Origin of the sequence: Corynebacterium appendicis CIP 107643 (assembly GCF_030408415.1) — a bacterium.
In the GTDB taxonomy this organism is placed as follows: Bacteria; Actinomycetota; Actinomycetes; order Mycobacteriales; family Mycobacteriaceae; genus Corynebacterium; species Corynebacterium appendicis.
In genome coordinates this window covers 111,484-133,232 of sequence record NZ_CP046976.1, presented here as the reverse complement: position 1 = coordinate 133,232, position 21,749 = coordinate 111,484, and the positions used below count along the sequence as shown (strand labels likewise).

Below are 21,749 nucleotides of genomic sequence, written 5' to 3'. Positions count from 1 at the left end.
CCATGTTTGAAATGATCCTCACCGTATGCATCGGCATCATGGCCGTGTGCATGGTCGCCGGGCTGCTAGCGATCCTGCGTTCGAAAGACGAGCTCGACAGAGCTGTCATGGCGGATTACATCTTTTACACGATGGTCTGCCTCTACTTCATCTGGACCCTGTTCAACGACACGTTCATCGGCTACGAGATCGCGATTCTCGCGGCAATCGTCTGCGGCGCGATCCCAACGCTGTCGATGTCACGCATCATCTCGAGGGGGCGCCGCTAATGGCTATCTGGCAGATCATCGTTCTGGTTTTCGTGTTCCTCGCCGTTTTCATGTCGGTGGCGACGCTGATCCTGCAGCTGCGCGCCCCCAACGCCCTCACCCGCGTCAACTTGCTCGGCCCGCTGGTGTGCATCGCCTTCCCTGCCCTCATCCTGGCCAAGCTCATCACGGACTGGTCCACCGACGGTGTCAACGCGGGCGATTTCATCCGCGCCGTCGTCGCCATCCTCGGCGTGTGGATTGTCGGTTCCGTCGGCTCGTTCATCATGGGCCGCGCGATCCACGGAGTCACCGTCGTCGATCCGCGCGCCGCATTGCTGCGCGAGGAGCGCGCGAAAAAGCAATAACGCTTATCGACGCCCAACGCGTCCACCCCACCAAAAACCAGATCCAGCTATTTGGATCCAGCTATTCACCGTTATCAAGCCGGTTAGCTGGGTCCAGATAGCTGGATTTAGCGTTTCAGGGGGAGTGTTCGAGCGCGGGTCGGACTCGATCCGGGGGCCTCGTCGCGTGGAAGGCTGGGTCCGGGGCAATCACCGGGGCGCATTCTTCGGAGCCTCGGCGGCAGAAACAACGAACCCCTGTTCACTGCTACACATCCGGCAGCAGTGAACAGGGGTTCGGCGGAGGGAAGCCGCGCCTAGCAGCGTGAGCCTCTAGCCGTTGAAGGAGACCTCTTCCTCGAAGTCCCTGGAAGCGTCCTCGCGCTTCTTGGCCAGCACCTCGCGGAGCTTCGGCTCAAGGTCGGCGTCGACCTTGCCCCAGTAGGCGAAGGTGCGCTCCTCGACGTCCTTGTCCTCGATCGGCAGCATTTTGTTGGTGACGTTGTCGATGAAACGCTCACGTTCTGCGTCGTCGAAGACCTCGCGGTACAGCGTGCCTGCCTGGCCGAAGTCATCGTCCTCGGCATGCTTGACGTAGGCGGCGCGGACCAGGTCGGTGCCGTGCGGGTCCGGGTTGACGTACAGGTCGTGGGCCTGACCGTAAGAGGTGTGGTTGGAGGAGGAATCCTCACCGTTGTCAAGGTAGCCCGCGCCCTTGTCCGTGCGGTTCGGGCTGTAGTTCGGCTCGCCTTCGTTGTTGAAGAAGAAGGCCATCGGGCCACGCTCTGCGTAGGTGTTCACCGGCACGATCGGCTGGTTAACCGGCAGGTCCTTGTAGTTCGGTCCGATGCGGTAGCGGTGCTGGTCAGCGTATGCGAAGACACGGCCCTGCAGCATGCGGTCCGGGGACAGACCGACGCCCGGCACGATGTTGGACGGGTCAAGAGCCAGCTGCTCGATCTGAGCGTGGAAGTTCTTCGGGTTGCGGTTGAGGACGAAGTAGCCGACGTCGACAAGCGGGTAGTCCTTCTGGGACCAAATCTTGGTGAGGTCGAAGGGGTTGAAGCGGTAGTTCTCCGCATCCTCGAACGGCATGATCTGGACCTTGACGTCCCAGATCGGGTAGTCGCCGCGCTCGATGGCCTCGAACAGGTCCTCGCGGTGGTGATCGGCGTTGTCGCCGGCCATCTTGCCTGCTTCTTCGTCGGTGAAGCACTCCCAGCCCTGACGGGTCTTGAAGTGGTACTTGATCCAGACTGCGTCGCCCTCTTCGTTGACCCACTGGAAGGTGTGGGAACCGAAGCCGTCCTGGTGGCGGGAGGTCTTCGGGGTACCGCGGTCGCCGAGGAGGTAGGTCACCTGGTGGGCGGACTCAGGGGTGCGGGTCCAGAAGTCCCACTGCATCTCGTCGTTGCGCAGGCCGGAATCCGGCTGGCGCTTCTGGGAGTGGATGAAGTCCGGGAACTTAACGGGGTCGCGCAGGAAGAAGGTCGGGGTGTTGTTGCCGACGATGTCGTAGTTGCCGTCCTCGGTCCAGAAACGCAGGGCGAAGCCGTGGACGTCGCGCCAGGTGTCCGGGGAGCCGGCCTCACCTGCGACTGTGGAGAAACGCACGGCCATCGGGGTGACGGTGCCCGGCTGGAACAGTTTGGCCTTGGTGTACTTGGAAACGTCCTCGGTGATGTGCAGCTCACCGAATGCACCGTGGCCCTTAGCGTGCGGGATGCGCTCCGGGACATTTTCGCGGTTGAAGTGAGCGAGCTTCTCCACGAGGTGGATATCGTCCAGCAAGTTCGGGCCCTGCGGGCCGGCGGTGACGGAGATGTTCTCCGACACGACCGGCTGGCCGCCCAGGCGGGTGGTCTTGCCGTTACCGGCGGCGCGCTCGCCCTTCTTCACAATCTCTTCAGCAGGTTTATTGTCAGCCATGTAGGTGGCCCTCCTCGTTAAATCAGGTTTGATTCACTGGTGAACCCGACACTACGCACGCCTGATAGGCCCTTCAAGCAAGTACGCCCTAACTCATTACTTTGTTTGAATCATCCGGCAGCCCCCTGCCAGTTTCGAGTAGCTGTCCGCCCATCGTTCGCAGGTCACCGGCCTTTAGGCTGGTAACGTCTGCACTCGTGAATAAAAGGGACGACGCTTATGTCACGGATCTGGCTTTGCGCGCCGGCCGCGGCGACAAACAAGCGTTGTCTGAATTCATCCGCTTAACGCACGACGACGTGTGGCGCCTGCTGGCGCACTTGGCTGGCCGGGAGCAGGCGGACGACCTGACGCAGGAGACGTACCTGCGGGTGCTGGGCGCACTCCCCCGGTTCGCGGCGCGGTCGAGCGCGCGGACGTGGTTGCTGTCGTTGGCGCGGCGGGCGTGGGTGGATTCGGTGCGGCACGACATGGCGCGGCCGCGGAAGGCGGCGGCGGAATACGACGACGTGGCGGCGCAGCAGCCGAGCCAAGACAATCCGAACACGTGGTCAGAGGTGATGGACGCGCGGCAGCTTCTCGACGAACTCGCGCCCGAGCGCCGCGAGGCCCTCATCCTCACCCAGGTGCTGGGGTACACGTACGAGGAGGCGGCGAAGATCGCGAACGTGCGCGTCGGCACCATCCGCTCCCGGGTGGCCCGTGCGAGACGCGACCTGATGGCAGCGTCCGGGACTGGCGAACCGGAAGGTTAGACGAGCAGCTCCGCGATCTGGATGGTGTTCAGCGCGGCGCCCTTGCGCAGGTTGTCGCCGGACACCACAAAGATAAGGCCGCGGTTATCGTCGACTGTCTGGTCCTGGCGGATGCGGCCGACGAAGGAATCGTCCTGGCCGGCAGCCATGAGCGGGGTGGGGACGTCGACGACGGTGACGCCGGGGGCGGCGTGAAGCGCACTCTGTGCTTCCTCGGGCGTGATCGGACGCTCGAATTCGGCGTGGACGACCATCGTGTGGCCCGTGAAAACGGGCACGCGGACGCAGGTGCCGGAGACTTTGAGGCCGGGCAGGCCGAGGATCTTGCGGGATTCGTTGCGCAGCTTCTGCTCTTCGTCGGTCTCGAAGGTGCCGTCGTCCACGAAGTTGCCGGCCATCGGCAACGCGTTGAACGCGATCGGGGCGACGTACGGGCCGAGCTCGTCCGGTTTGAGCAGTGAGCCGTCGTGAGTCAGCTCGACATTCCGGTCGCCGATCTCAGCGACTTGCGCGGCAAGCGTATCGACGCCCGCCAGACCCGACCCCGACACCGCCTGGTAAGAGGCGACGCGCATGGTGTGCAGCGACGCTGCGTCGTCAAGCGCCTTGGCGACGGGCATGACCGCCATCGTCGTGCAATTCGGGTTCGCGATGATCCCCTTCGGCGGATTCTTCGCCTCGCCGGGGTTGACCTCGGAGACGATGAGCGGCACGTCCGGATCCTTGCGCCACGCGGAAGAATTGTCGACGACCGTCGCGCCCGCCTCCGCGAAGACCGGCGCCCATTCCTTCGAGGTCGAACCGCCCGCGGAGAACAGCGCAATGTCGACGTCCTTCACGGAATCCGCCGTGACCTGTGTGAGGTCCTCAACGATGATCTTCTCGCCGCGGAACTCGAGCTCCTTGCCCGCCGAGCGGGGCGACGCGAAAAAGCGCACCGTGTCTGCCGGGAAATTGCGCTCCTGCAGGATCTCGCGCATCACGCGCCCGACTTGGCCGGTGGCTCCGACGACGGCGACGGTGGTCATGAAAACTCTCTCCTTTACTTCTGGTGCACTTCGGCTCGCCCGTGATTTTCCGGGCGTGTTTTAGCGGCCGGTGCCGGCGTAGACGACGGCGGGCTCGTCGCCGCCGAGGTCGAATTTGTCGTGGATGACGCGGGCGGCTTCCTCCATATCGCCGCGCTTCACCACAGCGGTAATGCGGATCTCGGAGGTGTTCATCATGCCGATGTTGATGCCCTTGTCGCGCAACGCCTCCGTGAACTCGGCGGTGACTCCCGGGTGAGACTTCATTCCGGCTCCGACGAGCGAGACCTTGGCGATCTCGTCGTTGTAGGTGACGTCCTCCCAGCCCTCATTCTTGACCAGGTCGGTGAGCAGCTCCATGCCGCGCGGGCCGTCCGCGATCGGGAGGGTGAACGTGATGTCGGTGACGTTATTGCCCTGCGTGGAGGTGTTCTGCAGCACCATGTCGATGTTGATCTCGGCGTCGGCGAGCGCGCGGAAGACCTTCGCGGCCTCGCCGGGGACGTCGGGGATGCCGAACACGGTGATCTTTGCTTCGGAATCGTCGGTGGCGACACCGACCAGGACTGCTTCTTCCACGGGGATATCCTCCATCGCTCCGGACACCAGCGTGCCCGTGTCGTTGCTGTAAGACGAGCGTACTCGCATGGGAACATTGAATGCGCGGGCGTATTCGACGCTGCGCAGCACCAGAATCTTCGAGCCGGACGCGGCGAGCTCGAGCATCTCCTCGAAGCAGAGGTTGTCAAGCTTCTTCGCGTCGGGGACGATGCGCGGGTCGGCGCTGTAGATGCCGTCGACGTCCGAGTAGATCTCGCATTCGTCGGCACCGAGGGCGGCGGCGAGCGCCACCGCGGTAGTGTCGGATCCGCCGCGGCCCAGGGTGGTCACGTCGCGGGTGTCGCGGTTCACACCCTGGAAACCGGCGACGATGGCGATCTTGCCAGCATCGATGGCGTCCTGGACGCGGCCCGGGGTGACCTCGAGAATGCGAGCGTTGCCGTAGCGCTCGGTAGTGATCACTCCGGCCTGCGAACCGGTGAAGGACTGCACCGGCGCACCGAGCCCTGCGACCGCCATGGCCACCAGGGAGTTGGAGATGCGCTCGCCGGCGGTGAGCAGCATATCCATCTCGCGCGGCGGCGGAGTCGGGTTGACCTGCGCGGCCAGGTCCAGCAACTCGTCAGTGGTGTCGCCCATCGCGGAGCAGACCACCACGACATCGTTGCCTGCCTTGTGTGTGGCCACCACGCGTTCGGCGACGGCACGAATGCGCTCGGCGCTCTCCAGCGAGGATCCCCCGTATTTCTGGACGATCAGTGCCACCCTGGTCCGCCTTTCCATGAATCTAAAACTTAAGGTACGTGCAAAATTCTATGAGGTTGTCAGCACGGCGTGCCCCAGGCTGCGCCAGAAGCATCCAGAATCGCCGAATCAGCCGCCTGAGCGGACCGCCTAACAGCGTAAGTCAGCGGACTCGCTTCTGTATAGAACTATATTCGGCGCGGAACTCAGGATTCCGGGGCACGCGCTGCTGCGGCGGGAGGGCTCTACGGCAGCTCGACGCCACACTGCTCCAGGACGCTCAGCGGTAGACGGAACCGGGCAGTCAGGCGCGGGTCGACGACCTGGCTGATCTGTGTGTCGCCGGCCAAGGAGAGAAGCATGAGCGCATCAGTCGGGTCGAGGCTACTCTCGGCAGCCACCCAATCGCGCATCATGCGGGTGGATTCGGTGACGGCGTCGATGAGCTCGACCTCCGACGAGATGGCGTAGACGGAATCGCCAGAGACCAGAAACGGCAACGGCAGCGGACGCCCGGAAAGCACAGTGACCTTGACCCTCACTTCCGCCGCAATTTCTGCGCCGCAGACAGCGACTTCGCCGTCGCCCATCACCGCGTGGACGTCACCCATACTCAGGTTCGCTCCGTCGACCTCGACGGGTAGGTAGAGCGTGGAGCCGGCCACGATCTCTTTGGTGTCCATGTTGCCGCCGTGCTGACGGGGCTCGCCGGTGGGCACGTCTTCGCCGGCGGGGGCGGTGCCGATCACGCCGATCATCGGACGGATAGGCAGCACGATCTCGTCGCTGAAGAAGGCCTTTCCGTCGCGCACCGGGATCTTGCGGGTGCGCTCTTCAACCGTGCCGGGCAGGGCGCCGAAGTCCGGGTGCGTGGTCATGGTGGCGTGGTCGCCCACCTCGATGCTGAGCACCTCGACCTTGAGGGTGTCTCCGGGGCGCGCGCCGGACACGGCGATCGGGCCGGTCGCCGGGTTCACTTTGTCCCAGCCAACCGAGCTGAACAACTGCGATTCATCCGCGATCGTGCCCGAAAAGCAATCCATGGTCTGCACCGTCACTTCGTCGCCGCTGCCGATCTCCAGCTTGGGCTCGTGTTCGGCAGACATCGACAAAACAAAATGCTCAGCATTGATGGAGTGCATGGTTTCCTCTCTTGATCACGTTCTCACCACTACCTTCACCGTAGATGTACTCGCTTTAACACGCCGGTGCGGGTGCGGCCGGGGCACCGAACGGGGTGCACCCCAGCTACTACGATGAACCGGGTGCACAACAATGCCCTCGCCGTTTTCTTCGCGTTCGCCTCTGCGCTGACGATCGCGATCGGAACCGTGTGGCGCCACCAGATTGTGCTGCGCTACAACGCTGAACAGCAGGAAAAGCTGGAAAAGCGGGAGAAGCGGGACGAAGCGGGCGGGCAGCGCTCGGCGGGGGCGATCGGGGCCATCAGGCGGCCGACGTGGTGGTTGTCGTTGTCGCTGGCGTGGCTGGCGTACGGCTTCCAGGCAGTGGCGCTGGCCTTCGGAACGCTGTTGGTGGTGCAGCCGGTCCTGGTGCTTTCACTGCTTCTGACGTTGGTGCTGTCGGCGCGCGTGGAACAGCGCAAAATGGAAATCGACGAGACGTTCTGGGCCACCATTCTCACCGTCGCGGTGGGAGTGCTGGTGGTGCTGGGCAGGCCGGAGCCGGGGGCGCGGGAGGCGTCGATAAGCGAATGGCTTGTCGCGCTGGGCGCGGGCGTGGTCGTGATGGGCGTGACTGTGCTAGCGGCGAGGCGGCAAAGATCCGTCATGCGCGCGTTTTTGCTGGGGGCGGTCTGCGGCGCGATCTTCGGCTACCTGGCGGTGTTCTCGAAGACGACGGTTGACGCGTTCGTGCGCGGCGGCGTACCCGAACTGGTGACCACGTGGCCGCTGTACGCCCTGCTCGGCGCGGCTATAGTCGGCACAATCGTGCAGCAGTACGCGTTCAGTGCCGGAAATTTGTCGCAGTCGCTGCCCGCGATGAAGATTTTCGAGCCGCTGCTCGCGTACTCGCTCGGCATGACGCTGCTGGGCGAAACATTCACGGTGAGCACCGTGTGGGGCTGGGTGCTGATGGCGCTGGCTGTCCTGGCGATGTTCGTGGCCACCTTCTTCTTGTCGCGCAAATCCCTCTGACCGGATGGTTGCGCGCCGCCACACTATGGCTAGGATGTGAAACATGTCATTGGCAACCGCGGCGATCAGGGCTCTTCCGGGAGCTGCCCTACTTCTGCGCCGCGGCGGGTTCTAGGCCTCACATCACGGCTGGCGCCCCGTCGCGGAGTTCAGCATGCCGGCCGTGCACCCCCTTTTGAAGACCCCGCAGAAAAGGACTTGAAGCCATGACCCCCTCCGACGCACACATCGCCGCACCCGCGGAAACCCGCACGCCGAACGGCCCCCGCAACCCGAACCAGCCCGCGTGGAACATGCAGCGCGGCTCGTCGATGCCGTTCGAGCGCTACCTGCCGTTCGCTAAAGAGGTAGAGGACATCTCGCTGCCGGACCGCACGTGGCCGGACAAGAAGATCACCGTCGCCCCGCAGTGGTGCGCGGTGGACCTGCGTGACGGCAACCAGGCACTCGTCGACCCGATGAGCCCGGAGCGCAAGCGCCGCATGTTCAAGCTGCTCGTGGAAATGGGCTACAAGGAGATCGAGGTCGGCTTTCCGTCGGCGTCCCAGACGGATTTCGATTTCGTGCGCGAGATCATCGAAGAGGACATGATCCCGGAGGACGTGACCATCCAAGTGCTGGTGCAGGCGCGGGAGCACCTGATCCGCCGCACTTTCGAGGCGTGCGCCGGAGCACCGCGGGTGATCGTGCACTTCTACAACTCGACATCGAAGCTGCAGCGCGAGGTGGTCTTCCGCAAGGACCGAGCGGCGATCAAGAAGCTGGCCACCGACGCTGCCGAGCTGATCAAGACGGTGGCGAAGGACTACCCGGACACGCACTGGCGCTGGGAGTACTCGCCCGAATCCTTCACCGGAACGGAGCTGGACTTCGCGGTCGACGTGTGCGACGCGGTCGTGGACATCATGGAAGCCACTCCGGAGGACCCGATGATCATCAACCTGCCGGCCACGGTGGAGATGATCACCCCGAATGTCTACGCCGATTCGATCGAGTGGATGCACCGCAACTTCAAAAAACGCGATTCCATCATCATGTCGCTGCACCCGCACAACGACCGCGGCGAGGGCATTGCGGCTGCGGAGCTCGGCTATTTGGCTGGCGCGGACCGCATCGAGGGCTGCCTGTTCGGCAACGGCGAGCGCACCGGCAACGTGGACCTGGTCACGCTCGGGTTGAATATGCTCACCCAGGGCGTGGACCCGCAGATCGATTTCTCGGATATTGCGGGCATCCGCGAGACCGTCGAGTACTGCAACCAGCTGCGCGTGCCGGAGCGCCACCCGTACGGCGGCGAGCTCGTCTTCACCGCGTTTTCCGGTTCGCACCAGGACGCGATCAACAAGGGCCTCGACGCCCTGGCGCAGAAGGTGCGCCCCGACGCGAATTCCACCGACGTCGCGTGGGAGGAGCTGCGCGAAACGGTGTGGGAGGTCCCCTACCTGCCGATCGACCCGAAGGACGTGGGCCGCGACTACGAGGCAGTCATCCGCGTCAACTCCCAGTCGGGCAAGGGCGGCGTCGCCTACATCATGAAGACGGACCACGGCATCAACCTGCCGAAGGAGATGCAGGCGGAGTTCTCCTCCACCGTCCAGGCGATAACGGATTCGGAGGGCGGCGAGGTCAATTCGAAGAATATGTGGGATGTCTTCTCCGGCGAGTACCTCGACCTGGATACCCACCTCGAGCTGACGAACCTGCACGTCGACGCCGCGGAGACAGACGACGACGAGGCGCAGGTCGCGGCGACGGTCGTCTTCGAGGGAACCGAGCGCGAGATCACGGGCGCGGGCAACGGCCCGATCGCGGCTTTCGCGGACGCTCTGCGTTCGCTGGGCTTGAACTACGAGGTGAAGGACTACCGCCAGCAGGCCCGCACGTCGGGGCGCGACGCGGACGCGGCCTGCTTCATTTACAGCGAGGTCAACGGCACCACCGCCTGGGGCGTGGGCGTCGCGAGCTCGACGACGCGCGCGTCGATCAAGGCGATGGTGTCCGCGGCGAACCGCGCACTGGATTGATTTCAGCGGCGAGTACTAATCTTCTCTGGGGATAGTGCGTTGAACCAGAGGAGATCAGCATGAGCGAGCACGACGCTGCGGGCAGCCGCGCTGGTCTTTCGCCGCATGCAAGCAGCGTGTGGCTTCCGGTGGGCACGCAACGCACAGTGCTTATCGACGCCTCCCCCACCCCCTTCCCCTCCTCCGATGGGACCCCTGCGGTGGTGGAGGTCTGCTTCGACCCGGCCGGCGATGTCGTCGCGCGCATGGACGGCGAGATCCTCGGCGCTTTCGACGCTGAGGCATCGGCGGCGCTCAGAAAGAGCCCACGACGTCCACCTCCCAGGACGAATCCCGTAGCGAGGAAGCCAACCAGCCCGTTCCCGCTCCCAAACCCGGTGGAGGCGACAACGCACCCCAACCACGACCGATTTTTGAGCTCCAATGGTAAATAACGACACCCCGACCCCGAACGCGCCTGCATCGACGCAGGGCAGTAACACCCAGCAGCACGAACTGTCCCTGCCGGAGAAATTCCCGTTCGCCGCGTTCACGGCGCAGACGACGAATATTCACCCGTCAAGCGGCCGCCTTGTCACGCTCGACGGCGTCGCTTTCGACTCCGCCGGCGTAGTCGGCGAGGAGTTCCACGCGGTGTTCAACGTCGGCGGCGACCCGGGCCCGATGCACACGCACGGCGTGAAGCGCAACGATTTCGAGCGCGCCGCGAAATTCTCCCGGCACTTGAAGAAGCTGGACAAATTCATCGACAACCGCACGCTTATCGTCCACGACGCGCCGCTGGTGTGGGGATTCATCGTCTCGGAGGCGCGCCGCGCGATGAACGCGGCCGCGCGTGCGAACCGTTCGCGCAACCGCCGGGGCGGCCGCCGTCGGCAGAGGGTGGGGCATGTGCCGAGGCCAGAGGGGATCGTCGATACGCTCGCGTCCGCGCGCAAACAAGGAGCAGTGCTTATCGACGAACGCCTCGAAGCCGTCGCCTCCCTGTCCGGCGTCGCTGTTCCCCCTGCCCAGGCGTCGCTCGAACGCGCCGCCCAGCCGGAGGAGGAGACCTCCCGCGGGCGCACCCTGGCCCTGGTCAGCCTGTACATGGCGCTCGCCGAAGCAGGCCCCCTGGTCACCCGCGCCACTGACGAACTGGCCCCCGACCGTTTCGGGCTGCAGCGCACGCAGCTGCGCGTGGACGCCGAAAAGGCATCCGCCCAGCACGGCAACCCCGGCCAGTTCACGCATAAATCCGGCCTGCGTCCCGGCATGGAAGTGGTGGTTTCCGACGATATCCGCGCCGAGCACGACGAGCTGATCCAGGCCATCATGGACCTGGAGATGACCTACGCCGAAAAGCTCACCCGCGAAACCTCGTTGGTGGTCACCAACGCCACCGGCGACCCCGACGACCTGCGCGGCAAGGCGATGCATGCCCACCGCAAGGGCATCCCGCTGGTCAGCGACGAGGACTTCCTCGCAGCGGTAGAGACGGAGCGCGAGGTCCGGCAGGCGCGCGCGGAGGAAGCTGGGCAATCCTAAAGCGCGCTGACTCACCTGAAGCTCGCAATCAACTAGGGTTTAGCCCATGAATTCGAGCACAACCGGTTCACAAGGCCGAGCGGGCAAGGCGGGCGCGTTCAAGCGTCTGCGCAGCACAGCGGCCATTACCGCGGCGAAACTGGCCACGAGGGCTTCGCGCGCGACCGGCCGCGGCGCCGGCGGCATGATCGGCGGCCTCATCGCGGGCGCGATCGACCCCGGCATCCTAGAGGAGCTCGGCGGCGGCCGCCCGGCAGTGCTGGTCACCGGCACGAACGGCAAGTCGACCACGACGCGCATGCTCGCCGGCGCGGTGGCCTCGCGCTACACCGTGGCCACCAACGAAGGCGGCGACAACATGGACGCCGGCATCATCTCCGCCCTGCTCGCCGGGGAAAAGGCCTCGCACGTAGTGCTGGAGGTCGACGAGCTCCACGTCCCCGCTGTCGCAGACAAGCTCGACCCAGCGGCGCTGGTGCTGCTCAACCTCACCCGCGACCAGCTGGACCGCGTCGGCGAGATCAACTCCATCGAGCGCAAGCTCCGCTCCGCGGTGGAGGCGCACCCGGAGATGACGGTGATTGCGAACTGCGACGACGTGCTGGTCACCTCGGTCGCCTTCGACGCGCCCAATGTCGTGTGGGTGGCTGCCGGCCCGGGCTGGACCGGCGATTCGGTGTCCAATCCGCGCGGTGCCGGCTACATCGTCCGCACCGACGACGACTGGTACGCCACAAAGCCGCTCGACGACGGCCGCGAATTCCGCCGCCCCACCCCGGACTGGACCGTCACCGACGAGGGACTGACCGACCCCGACGGCACCCTGCACCCGCTCGATCTCGCACTGCCGGGCAGGGCGAACCGGGGCAACGCCGCGCAGGCGATCGCGGGGGCGGTGGAGGCGTTCGGCGTCGATAAGCATGCTGCGATCAAGGCTGCTGAAAGCGTTGATGATGTCGCCGGCCGCTACACGACGAACTCCTGGAACGGCCGCGACGTACACCTGCTGCTGGCGAAGAATCCCGCCGGTTGGCAGGAGGCCCTCTCGATGGTCGACCGCAGCGCCAACGGCCTGGTCATCGCGGTCAACGGGCAGGAGGGCGACGGCGCCGACCTGTCCTGGCTGTGGGACGTCCGCTTCGAAGAATTCGAGGATATCGCGGTGAAAGCGTCCGGCGAGCGCGGCACCGACCTCGCCGTTCGCCTTCTGTACGCGGAGATCGAGCACGAGCTCATCCACGACCCCCTCGACGCGATCGCCGCGTGCCCGCCCGGACGCGTGGAGGTGCTCGCGAACTACACGGCCCTGCTCAACCTGAAGAAGGCGCTGGCCAAGGAGGCTTCCCATGACTGATTCGTTGACGATCGGCCTCGTGCTCCCCGATGTGCTGGGCACCTACGGCGACGACGGCAACGCCCTCGTCCTGCGCGGGCGCGCCCGCATGCGCGGCATCGACGCCGAGATTCTGCCCATCAAGCTGGGCGAAGCTGTGCCCGACGACTTCGCCGCGTACACGCTCGGCGGAGGCGAAGACAGCGCACAGGTTCTCGCCGCGGAGCACCTCATCACCGATGGGGGCCTGTCGCGCGCCGCCGCGAACGGACGGCCCATTTTCGCCGTCTGTGCCGGCCTGCAGGTCCTCGGCGAGAGCTTCCGCGCCCACGGCAAGCAGGTCGCGGGCTTAGAGCTTATCGACGCCACCACTACCCCCCTCCCCACCCGCGCCATCGGCGAGGTCGTCTCGACACCGACTCAGTCCGGCATCACGTCCGCGCTCACCCAGCCGCTGACCGGGTTTGAGAACCACTTGGGCGGCACGATCCTCGGCGCCGACGCCTCCCCGCTCGGCTCCGTGACGAACGGCCAGGGCAACGGCGGCGAGGAAGGCGAGGGCAGCGGGGGCAGCCGTAGCGAAGGGGCCGTGCAAGGCAGCGTCATCGCCACCTACATGCACGGCCCCGCACTCGCCCGGAATCCCGAGCTCGCCGACCTGATCCTCGCCGAGGCGATGGGCATCGCGCTCGAAGAACTCGAGCCACTCGAGCTTCCCGAGGTCGACCGCCTGCGTCTCGAGCGCATGGGCCGCTAGCGGGTGTGCTTGCCTCTGCCGCAGGTCGGGCGGGCTGCGGTGTGGTGAACTGGCGCTGAAGCTAGAGCTGCAGGCGTCCCGTCAGAGCGCGGGACAGCGTGAGCTCGTCCACGAATTCGAGGTCGCCGCCAAGCGGCATGCCCGACGCAAGGCGCGACGTGGTCAGATCCGGGAAGTCTTTCAGCAGACGCGCCAGATACGACGCTGTCGCCTCACCCTCGGTATCCGGGTCGGTCGCGAGAATGACCTCGTGAATAACCGGGGCGTCCTCACCGTCGCGGTCCGGCAGCACACCGCCAATGCGCTGCAGAAGCGAGGAAATAGCCAGGTCTTTCGGCCCCACGTTCGCCAGCGGGTCCAGTGCCCCGCCGAGAACGTGGTAACGCCCCGAGTACTCCCCTGTGCGCTCGATGACCTGGATGTCTTTGGCATCCTCCACGACGCAAATCAATCCCGCATCGCGGCCGCTGTCTGCGCAGACGCGGCACACTTCTTCACGGGAGACGTTGTTGCAGATCCGGCAGAATGTCACGCCGTCGCGCACAGCACCGAGGGCGCTGCGGAGACGGTCGATATCGTCCGGGTCTGTTTTCAACAGGTGGAACGCGATGCGCTGCGCACTTTTCGGTCCCACTCCGGGAAGGCGGGAGAACTCGTCGATGAGGTCCTGAAGAGGGCCTTCAAACATACAGCGGCTTAGTTTCCGCCGAACATCTGGGTGAAGTCATTGCCCTCGCCCGGGGCCTGCTGCGTCAGCGGACCGATTTTCTCCTGCGCCAGCTGGCCGGCCTTGGTGTGGGCATCGCGGTAGGCGGCGAGGATGAGGTCCTGGAGGGTCTCAACATCGTTCGGGTCCACAGCCTCCGGCTTGATGGACAGGTCCTTGATCTCTGCGCCACCGGTCATGGTGATGTTCACCAGACCGCCTCCAGCGGAGCCCTCGACAGTCGCGGCGAGGATCTCTTCCTGCGCCTGCTGGATCTGTGCCTGGACCTCAGACGCCTGGCGGATGAGTTCCTGCATGTCGGGCATACCGTTCTGATCAGGCTGAGTCATGGTCGTTGACCTTTCTTGGACGCTTATAACTATGTCTTTTCACGCAGCCGGCGCGTTGCGGCTCCGTCTTTGAACTAGTGTACCGAGTCCCCTACAGGGGCCGTGCGCCTAGTTCATCAGCGAGAAGCTCTATGGCCACCTCTGTCGGGCTCCTCCTGTCGAATGTGCCCGCTTCCTGTGACTGGTCGACCATGTCGCGCTCTTCATCCTCGCGAGTGTACGGCGCCGGCTCTTCCTCCATCGGCGGTTCGTCTTCCGGCTCCGGCGGCAACGGCACTCCGCTGCTGAAACTCGTCGACTCCCCGAAACCGGTGTCCGGCCCCGCCGTCGGATCGGGCGTAGCTCGGGGAGCCGCCCCTTTCACGACACCGGCGGCACCTGCCGCGGCGGCCGCCGCTGCCGCAGCCGCCGCTGGGCCGGAAGGTGATCTTTCAGGCGCCGGCGCAGGCGTTTCCGGCTGCGGTGCTGGTTCCTTGGACGGAGCAGATGTCTCAGCACCGCTGTCCTCCGAGTTGACGGTCTTCGCTGGTGTGGACCCCCACGGGTCGTACGGCACTGGCGCTGCCTCCGGTTCTGGAGTCACAGCCTCGTTCTCGCCGCCCACCGAGCCGTCGCTCGTCGGCGTGGGCTCGTCGGGGGCATCTCCTTCGGCGGCGTGAGGTTCCTCGGTGGTGTCACTGGACTTAGGGCCCTGGCTGCTGTGCTCGGGCTCCGATGCCGTCGCTTGTTCCTGTGCGCGCGGCGGGCTCCACGCCTGCGGCGCACGAGCAGGGGCATCAAAGCCCGCGGCTTTTGGGTCCGTACCCACCACACAGCGCACCGCGACCTCGGTGCCAAGCTTCTCCGTCAACACCGCAGCGATGTCGTCGTTGTTGTGCTTCGAGTTGATGCTGTTCGCCAGCGCACCCGTGTTGTGGCCGACAACCAGCGTGTTTCCCTCCATGCCGAGCGGCTTTGCCTCGGTAAGCATGATTTCGGCGACCTTGTTGCGCTCACCCACCGACTGCCGCAACGTGATCCACTCCTTGCGGATCCGCTCCATGAGCTCCTCGGAGTCAACGGCAGCCTCGGCGGGCTGGCCGGTCTCTTCCTTGGCAGGTTCCGGAGTCTCCGTTTCCGCCGCCGGGGTTGCCTCTACTGCGGGCTTTTCTTGTTCAGCCGTGGCCTGAACCGGCGGTTCCGGTTGCGGTGTTGGCTCCTGCGCGAGTTCCGCGGGCTGCTCAGCGGGTGGCTGCTGGGCTGTCTGTTGTTGCGCCGGCTGGGGTTGCGCCCGCTCTGCGGGCTCCTGCTCACGCTGCGGCGCAGGCTTCTGACGCTGCGGTTCAGGCTGCGGCGCGCGCTGCTCACGCTGCTCGCGGGCGGGCTTGGGTGCCTCGCGCGGAGCGGGCGTGGACTGGGATGTGACGTTGGCGGTGGCCTGCACGGCGGCAGCGGCAGCCAACGCCGCGGCGGCACCGCGGGGCTGGTCGCCCATGCCGGAGGCCTCGGCGGAGGCGTCCTGAATTTTCGTCAAGCCGGCGACGGCGGCAGGCGCCTGTGTCCCGGTGAGAACACCGAGGAGGTGCGCCATCATGATCTCGAGCAGCAGGCGGGGGGATGTCGCGCCGCGCAGGGAGGTGATGCGCTCGTTGACCTCGGCGGCAAGCGCCGCGAGCTGGTTGCCGGGGAATTTGTCGGCCTCGGAGGTAAGAATCTCAGCGCGGTCGGCGGGGGCATCCACAAGTCCCTGGCCGAAGGCGTTCGGGACGGCGTGAATGATCATCAAATCGCGCAGGCGGTCGAGCAGATCTATCGCGAAGCGGCGGGGCTCGTGGCCGGCCTCAATCACATCGTCGACGGCCTGGAACAGGGCGGAGGCGTCGCGGGAGGAAAGGGCGTCCACGGTGGCGTCGATAAGCGAAAGATCGGTGACCCCGAGAAGCGGCAACGCGAGCTCGTACGTCAACCCTTCGGGGCCGGCTCCTGCGAGCAGCTGGTCGAGGATGGACAGCGTGTCGCGCGGGGAACCGCCACCGGCGCGGATGACTAGCGGGTAGACGTTCTCGTCGACCGTGACGCCTTCCGCCGCGACCGTGCGCTCGACGAGCTGGCGCATCGCCTGCGGCGTGAGCAGGCGGAACGGGTAGTGGTGGGTGCGCGAGCGGATCGTGCCGATGATTTTCTCCGGCTCCGTCGTCGCGAAAATGAACACGAGGTGCTCCGGCGGCTCCTCGACGATCTTCAGCAGGGCGTTCGCGCCCGCGCCCGTGATCATGTGGGCCTCGTCGATGATGAACACGCGGTACCGCGATTCCGCCGGCGCGAAATACGCGCGTTCGCGCAGCTCACGCATCTCGTCGACGCCACCGTTCGACGCGGCGTCCATCTCAGTGACGTCCAGGTTGCCCGGCCCGCCCGGCGCGAGCGCGACGCACGACGGGCACACCCCGCACGGCGTCGACGTCGGCCCCTGAACACAGTTCAGCGAGCGCGCCAGAATGCGTGCCGACGACGTCTTGCCCGTCCCCCTCGGCCCCGAGAACAAATAAGCGTGGTTGACCCGCCCGTTGTCCAGCGCTGTGGACAGCGGACGCGTCACCTGCTCCTGCCCAATCATCTCGGCGAACGAGGCTGGGCGATACTTCCGGTACAAAGCCACGGTTTCACCCTACTAGGCGCCCGTGACCCCCACCGTGGGTCAGCCCACAAGTGGGCATTGCCAGCGCAGATATTTTCGTTATACAGTATTGTCATGCCTGTGAACGCCAGCCAAGAGCAGATCGACGCTTGGGTCGCCGAAGCCGAGATCGGCTACGACCCAGAGCTCCTGAAGAAGCGTGGCCGCGGGCGCCCGGGGCGCGGATCGACTCCAGCGCAGGTCGTCGCTGTCCGCCTCACCGACGACGAACTGAAAGCACTCGACGATCTCGCCACTGAGAAGAACGTGACCCGGTCCGAACTCATCCGCCAAGCGATAGACGCTTTCACCGCGGCATGAGATGTGCGAAGTCCGCCACCAAACACGGCATCACGACATCTGATGGCATACAGGCGGCTTCCAATCCCGTATGGATCGAGCCACTCGACGATGAAACGACTCAGTGGAGAGAGTTGAGACTTGGCTTCGACACCCATGCCCGGCTCCTAGAATCTGTCGTCGTAGTCGCAGCAGACGGTGACGAGCTACTCATCCACTCCATGAAAGCCCGCCCCCAATATTCGCGGCTCCTCGAATAAAGCTCGGCACCCGCCCCTTGGTCCAGGCTTAAAGCAGTTCCGTCAATAGTCAGTGGACTGAGTCGTTCGCCGCGTAATTGAATTAGGATCAACATGCGCTAATCAGAATGCAAAGGACGCAGAGCTGGGAAAGGGATGGTGGCGATGAACACGTTCACAGTGACCGCCGAGCGCGGCACCAGCGGCGTGTGGGTTCTGGAATGCACAGAGCTCGGGGTGGTCTCGCAGACGAGCCGATTGGACCGCGCCGAAGATGAAGTGGTCGAGGCGCTGGCGTACCAGTTTGGACTCGCGCCGTCCGAGTTCGACGTCGAGGTAGTTCCGATGCTTCCCGGCTAGATCGAGACGCTTAGGGACCACACGGAACGGACGAATGAGAAGGCTGCAGCCTCTACCCGCGAAGTCACGGCGCTGGATCATACGGTGATCGCGCCATGACTCCCCATGAACTCCCCCGCATGGACTAACCTGCATCAACCGTGTGGCCGAGCAGTCTCTTTTGATTCAGCCGAAAATTCACACAGTCCATGCGGTTTAGTCCATGAAGATCAGTCCATGCGCAGTAGCGAAGCACTAGTCATTGAGCCGGCCGGTCTCGGAAAGCACCCGCTCGCGAAGCTTGCCGGTGGCGGAGACGGCGGCGACGCAGCCGGCGAGCGCCAGCACGATCAGCGCGGCGAAGAGGGCGTGCTGCAGCAGGAGTGCGTCGACAGATGCGATGACCATCGCTAGTCCCATCATGCTGCCCATGCCGAAGCCCATTAGGGTCACCAGAGCCATCGGGATTCCAACCTCGCGGATGGCCACGGACGTGTGGAACTTCGCGGGCGCGCCGATGAAGTAGAGGGACTTGGTCAGCTGCTTTTGCTCCACCACAGCCAACGCCTGGGTAAGCAGCGTGGATGCGATAAGCAGAACGGCACCGAAGACAGCGGTGATGGCCACGCCGGAGGGAATGTCGGCGGTGACCATCTTCAGGGCCGGATCATCCTCGATCTGCGGGACAGCGGAGAACCCGCTGCCAGCACCCGCGATGAACGCGACGAAGTACAGCGCGGCGACGCGCTTCCAAGTGGTCCTCACCCCGCGGCCGACGCGGCGGGTGGCCACGTAGTTGGCAGAACCGGGGAGCAGGTAACTGACGCGGGCGATCAACTGGATCACGCCGACGGCGATGAGAGCATTGACCATCAGCACGCCGGCGACAACGACGAGCATCACGAAGAACTCGGTGGCATCGGCTTCCGGTGCGATGGACAGCGTGTTCAGGTAGCGGTACAGGAAAATAGCGGCCACAAGCGAAATGACCAATGTGATCACGCTTTGTCCCTTCGGCGGCACCTTCTTGGTCACGCCCAGCGGGGTGACGGCGACCCGTCGCAGAGCCAGCCACACGGATGCGGCGGCAAGGGCGAGGACAACAACCCAAGCGACGGGCACGACCCACCATGTGAGCATTTCCCAGGTGCCGATGCGCTTCTCCTGGAACGACAGCAGCGACCATGCCGGCACGCTGACCAGGTACAAAACGGTGCCGATGCCAAGGCCGACGAGGGCCTGGCGAAGGGCGTCGAGAATCATCATGCCGCGCACCTGTCCGGGGGTGGCGCCGATCAGGCGCAGGATGGCCAGCTGCTCTTCGCGGCCACCGAGATTCGCACGCGCGGCTTGGGTGAGCAGGCCGAGCAGGGTGGGAATCACAAGCAATGACGCGAAGAGGGCGAGGAAGATATAGGGCATGGACAAAGGTCCGCCTGCGTTCTCCTGCACTTCAATGAGGCGGTCGTGCGGGTGCCAGTGGCGCTGCGCGAACATCCACGTGCCGGCGGCCAGCGTGCACAGGATCCAGGTGGACACGGCGAACGCCACGAGCGACAGGGCGCGGACCCAGCGTTCGCCAGTCTGGCGTTGCGCGCGGCCCTCGCTGGAGGAGGACTGGGCGGCGTTCAGTAAGGTCACTGCGCTCATGCCGGGACTCCCTTCGCGGTGCCCTCGGTGTGGATGAGGCCGTCGCGGATCTCGATCCGGCGGTCGCACCACTGCGCGATCTTCGGGTCGTGGGTGACCAGGACGAGCGTCACACCGAATTTCTTGGCCACGGCGGTGATCTGCTGCATCACCTCGTGCCCGGTGGCCTGGTCGAGTGCGGCGGTGGGCTCGTCGGCGAAGACCACGGACGGCGGGCCCGCCAGTGCGCGGGCGATGGCGACGCGTTGGCCCTGCCCGCCGGAGAGCTGGCCCGGGAAGCGGTCCACAAAGGCGCCGAGGCCGAGCCGGGTGAGCATGTCCGTCGCCTCCGCGTGGGCCTTCGAGCGGGACTCACCCCGCATGATCTGCGGCAGCGCCACATTCTCCTTCGCGGTCAACTCGGGCATGAGCTGGCCGTCCTGGAAGATGAAGCCGAAGTGGTCGAGGCGGAGTTGGGAGCGGGCGGCGTCGTGAAGCGATGCGATGTCGCGCCCGTTGAAGCGGACCTCGCCGTGGTCGGGGACGAGCACTCCCGACATGCAGTGGAGCAGCGTCGACTTGCCGGAGCCGGACGGGCCCATGATGGCGACGGACTCGCCGGGGCCGATATTCAGGCTGATTCCTTCGAGGACCCGCTGCTGGGTGAATGATTTGGTGATGTCGTTGAGTTCAAGCATGGTTCCATTTCACCGCGTGCCGCGCGCGGGCACCATGGCGCGGGCTCCCGAATACGGGTAGTGCCAGCACTACCCCGCTACCCTCTCAATCATGTGGCGGAAGAAGAACCACGAAGCCGAGGCCGCGCGGGCGATCCACGAGCTGACAGCCTCGCGGCGCAAGATCGCGGAGGCGTACGAAGTCGAGCGGCTGCGCATCGAACGCGACCTCCACGACGGCGCGCAGCAATATTTCGTGGCGGCGGCGATGAAGCTCGGCGAAGCACAGCTTGAAACAGACTCGCCGCTTCTCGACGCCGCCGCCCGCGACCTCAAGAACGGCCTCGACGCCCTGCGCCGCACCGTGCGCGGCATCCACCCGCGCGAGCTGACCGACCGCGGGCTGGTCGAGGCAGTCGAAACAGCAGCCGCGCAGTACGGTCCGCATGTGACGGTCCGCGCGCCGCACCCGCTTCCGCTTATCGACGACTCCGTCCTCGCCGCCGCCTATTTCTTCACCTCCGAAGCCCTGACCAATGCCGCGAAGCACGCGCCGGGCGCTCCCGTCAGCGTGCTGATAACCAGCGACCACACGCTGAATGTCGCGGTGACCGACTCCGGCGACGGCGGCGCGCGCTTCATGCCCGGTGGCGGACTCGACGGCATGCGGGAGCGGATCGCCGCTTTCGGGGGCGGAATCGAAGTGAATTCACCCAACGGCGGCCCAACGACCATCGCTGCGCGGATACCGTTGCTGCTGTACCGAGGAGAAAGCGGGTTAGCTCAATGAAGATCGTGATAGCCGACGATTCCGCCCTGCTGCGCGAAGGCGTCGCAGGTCTGCTCATCCGGCGCGGCCACGAGGTGGTCGGGCAGGTGGGGGATGCGGAGGTGCTCCCGGGGGCCGTCGATAAGCATGCACCCGACCTCGTGATCACTGATGTGCGCATGCCTCCCGCCATGCGCGACGACGGCCTGCAAGCTGCCTTGAAGTTGCGTGAGAACGGCCCCGTGAATGTGCTCGTGCTGTCGCAGTATGTCGCGCCCGCGTACGCCCGAGAGCTGTTCTCCGGCGGCGACGGCGGCACCGGCTACCTGCTCAAAGACCGCGTTGCGGAGGTGAAAGACTTCGTCCAGGCATGCGAGACCGTGGCCAGCGGCGGCGTGGTCATCGACCCGGATGTGGCGGGCGAGCTCATGGCCGCCAGTTCCCAGTGGCTGACCGCGCTCACCCCGCGCGAACGCGAGGTCCTCGAGCTCATGGCGGAGGGTCTGTCCAATGCCGAGATCGCGGAAAAGCTTTACTTCTCCGGCGCCGCGGTGGCCAAGCATGTGTCCAGCATCTTCTCCAAGCTGGGGCTGACCCCCGACGAGGAGAACCGCCGCGTCCGCGCGATCCTGATGTACCTCTCCGAGCGGGGGATCACCTAACGGCCTGTGG

At 65.3% G+C, this 21,749-nt stretch carries 22 protein-coding genes; 13 read left to right on the top strand and 9 right to left on the bottom strand.

Annotated features, from left to right (window positions below; all coding sequences use genetic code 11):
• Nucleotides 1-2: 2 nt before the first annotated feature.
• Both CAPP_RS00690 and CAPP_RS00685 read left to right on the top strand, forming a co-directional pair.
• Nucleotides 3-269 carry a cation:proton antiporter gene (locus tag CAPP_RS00690; protein WP_076598146.1) on the top strand — a complete coding sequence of 89 codons (267 nt, stop codon included), beginning with the start codon at nucleotides 3-5 and terminating at the stop codon, nucleotides 267-269.
• Nucleotides 269-616, top strand: coding sequence for a Na+/H+ antiporter subunit G (locus CAPP_RS00685; RefSeq protein WP_076598147.1), 348 nt, complete (start codon nucleotides 269-271; stop codon nucleotides 614-616). Before CAPP_RS00690 ends, CAPP_RS00685 begins: the two co-directional genes overlap by 1 nt.
• Before the next feature lie 312 nt (nucleotides 617-928).
• Here the strand turns inward: CAPP_RS00685 and CAPP_RS00680 are convergent, their stop codons facing one another.
• Nucleotides 929-2,524 carry a catalase gene (locus CAPP_RS00680; RefSeq protein ID WP_076598148.1) on the bottom strand — a complete coding sequence of 532 codons (1,596 nt, stop codon included), beginning with the start codon at nucleotides 2,522-2,524 and terminating at the stop codon, nucleotides 929-931.
• 197 nt (nucleotides 2,525-2,721) lie between these two features.
• Between CAPP_RS00680 and CAPP_RS00675 the strand changes: the two genes are divergently transcribed.
• Nucleotides 2,722-3,279 (top strand): RNA polymerase sigma factor, encoded by a 558-nt coding sequence (locus CAPP_RS00675; protein ID WP_076598149.1) that lies wholly within the window; start codon nucleotides 2,722-2,724, stop codon nucleotides 3,277-3,279.
• Here CAPP_RS00675 and CAPP_RS00670 read toward each other — a convergent pair.
• The 3 genes from CAPP_RS00670 to CAPP_RS00660 form a co-directional block, all read right to left on the bottom strand.
• The gene (locus tag CAPP_RS00670; protein WP_076598150.1) at nucleotides 3,276-4,307 is read right to left on the bottom strand and encodes an aspartate-semialdehyde dehydrogenase; all 1,032 of its coding nucleotides are present in this window, start codon (nucleotides 4,305-4,307) and stop codon (nucleotides 3,276-3,278) included. The genes CAPP_RS00675 and CAPP_RS00670 overlap by 4 nt on opposite strands.
• 60 nt (nucleotides 4,308-4,367) lie before the next feature.
• Nucleotides 4,368-5,633 (bottom strand): aspartate kinase, encoded by a 1,266-nt coding sequence (locus tag CAPP_RS00665; RefSeq protein ID WP_076598151.1) that lies wholly within the window; start codon nucleotides 5,631-5,633, stop codon nucleotides 4,368-4,370.
• Between the two features lie 224 nt (nucleotides 5,634-5,857).
• Nucleotides 5,858-6,754, bottom strand: coding sequence for an acetamidase/formamidase family protein (locus tag CAPP_RS00660; RefSeq protein WP_076598152.1), 897 nt, complete (start codon nucleotides 6,752-6,754; stop codon nucleotides 5,858-5,860).
• Nucleotides 6,755-6,877: 123 nt separating this feature from the next.
• On the opposite strand from CAPP_RS00660, the gene CAPP_RS00655 reads away from it, so the two are divergent.
• From CAPP_RS00655 to CAPP_RS00630, 6 genes are all read left to right on the top strand, one after another.
• Nucleotides 6,878-7,771, top strand: coding sequence for a DMT family transporter (locus tag CAPP_RS00655; RefSeq protein ID WP_200803243.1), 894 nt, complete (start codon nucleotides 6,878-6,880; stop codon nucleotides 7,769-7,771).
• 206 nt (nucleotides 7,772-7,977) lie between these two features.
• The gene (leuA, locus tag CAPP_RS00650) at nucleotides 7,978-9,795 is read left to right on the top strand and encodes a 2-isopropylmalate synthase (protein ID WP_076598154.1); all 1,818 of its coding nucleotides are present in this window, start codon (nucleotides 7,978-7,980) and stop codon (nucleotides 9,793-9,795) included.
• Nucleotides 9,796-9,854: 59 nt separating this feature from the next.
• On the top strand, nucleotides 9,855-10,229 hold the full coding sequence (locus CAPP_RS00645; protein WP_143313805.1) for a hypothetical protein: 375 nt from the start codon (nucleotides 9,855-9,857) through the stop codon (nucleotides 10,227-10,229).
• Complete coding sequence (locus CAPP_RS00640) at nucleotides 10,219-11,322, top strand: DNA polymerase III subunit epsilon (protein ID WP_084560437.1); 1,104 nt, start codon at nucleotides 10,219-10,221, stop codon at nucleotides 11,320-11,322. Before CAPP_RS00645 ends, CAPP_RS00640 begins: the two co-directional genes overlap by 11 nt.
• Nucleotides 11,323-11,368: 46 nt before the next feature.
• Complete coding sequence (locus CAPP_RS00635) at nucleotides 11,369-12,676, top strand: Mur ligase family protein (RefSeq protein ID WP_076598155.1); 1,308 nt, start codon at nucleotides 11,369-11,371, stop codon at nucleotides 12,674-12,676.
• Complete coding sequence (locus tag CAPP_RS00630) at nucleotides 12,669-13,412, top strand: type 1 glutamine amidotransferase (RefSeq protein WP_076598156.1); 744 nt, start codon at nucleotides 12,669-12,671, stop codon at nucleotides 13,410-13,412. Before CAPP_RS00635 ends, CAPP_RS00630 begins: the two co-directional genes overlap by 8 nt.
• A gap of 61 nt (nucleotides 13,413-13,473) precedes the next feature.
• Here CAPP_RS00630 and recR read toward each other — a convergent pair whose 3' ends face one another.
• The 3 genes from recR to CAPP_RS00615 form a co-directional block, all read right to left on the bottom strand.
• The gene (gene recR / locus CAPP_RS00625; RefSeq protein ID WP_076598157.1) at nucleotides 13,474-14,100 is read right to left on the bottom strand and encodes a recombination mediator RecR; all 627 of its coding nucleotides are present in this window, start codon (nucleotides 14,098-14,100) and stop codon (nucleotides 13,474-13,476) included.
• A gap of 8 nt (nucleotides 14,101-14,108) precedes the next feature.
• Entirely contained in the window at nucleotides 14,109-14,468 is a 360-nt protein-coding gene (locus tag CAPP_RS00620; protein WP_076598158.1) for a YbaB/EbfC family nucleoid-associated protein, read from the bottom strand.
• 91 nt (nucleotides 14,469-14,559) lie between these two features.
• Entirely contained in the window at nucleotides 14,560-17,106 is a 2,547-nt protein-coding gene (locus tag CAPP_RS00615; protein ID WP_076598159.1) for a DNA polymerase III subunit gamma and tau, read from the bottom strand.
• Between the two features lie 93 nt (nucleotides 17,107-17,199).
• Between CAPP_RS00615 and CAPP_RS00610 the strand changes: the two genes are divergently transcribed.
• Both CAPP_RS00610 and CAPP_RS00600 read left to right on the top strand, forming a co-directional pair.
• Nucleotides 17,200-17,445 carry a ribbon-helix-helix domain-containing protein gene (locus CAPP_RS00610; protein WP_076598160.1) on the top strand — a complete coding sequence of 82 codons (246 nt, stop codon included), beginning with the start codon at nucleotides 17,200-17,202 and terminating at the stop codon, nucleotides 17,443-17,445.
• Between the two features lie 383 nt (nucleotides 17,446-17,828).
• The gene (locus CAPP_RS00600) at nucleotides 17,829-18,023 is read left to right on the top strand and encodes a hypothetical protein (protein WP_234958672.1); all 195 of its coding nucleotides are present in this window, start codon (nucleotides 17,829-17,831) and stop codon (nucleotides 18,021-18,023) included.
• Nucleotides 18,024-18,257: 234 nt separating this feature from the next.
• Here the strand turns inward: CAPP_RS00600 and CAPP_RS00595 are convergent, their stop codons facing one another.
• Both CAPP_RS00595 and CAPP_RS00590 read right to left on the bottom strand, forming a co-directional pair.
• Nucleotides 18,258-19,652: an FtsX-like permease family protein gene (locus CAPP_RS00595; protein WP_076598163.1), complete on the bottom strand. Its 1,395-nt coding sequence runs from the start codon at nucleotides 19,650-19,652 to the stop codon at nucleotides 18,258-18,260.
• Nucleotides 19,649-20,329 (bottom strand): ABC transporter ATP-binding protein, encoded by a 681-nt coding sequence (locus tag CAPP_RS00590; protein ID WP_076598164.1) that lies wholly within the window; start codon nucleotides 20,327-20,329, stop codon nucleotides 19,649-19,651. The genes CAPP_RS00595 and CAPP_RS00590 overlap by 4 nt, the downstream gene beginning before the upstream one ends.
• Nucleotides 20,330-20,420: 91 nt before the next feature.
• Between CAPP_RS00590 and CAPP_RS00585 the strand changes: the two genes are divergently transcribed.
• Complete coding sequence (locus tag CAPP_RS00585) at nucleotides 20,421-21,098, top strand: sensor histidine kinase (protein WP_076598165.1); 678 nt, start codon at nucleotides 20,421-20,423, stop codon at nucleotides 21,096-21,098.
• Complete coding sequence (locus CAPP_RS00580; RefSeq protein ID WP_076598166.1) at nucleotides 21,095-21,739, top strand: response regulator transcription factor; 645 nt, start codon at nucleotides 21,095-21,097, stop codon at nucleotides 21,737-21,739. The genes CAPP_RS00585 and CAPP_RS00580 overlap by 4 nt, the downstream gene beginning before the upstream one ends.
• The last annotated feature ends 10 nt before the right edge of the window (nucleotides 21,740-21,749 follow it).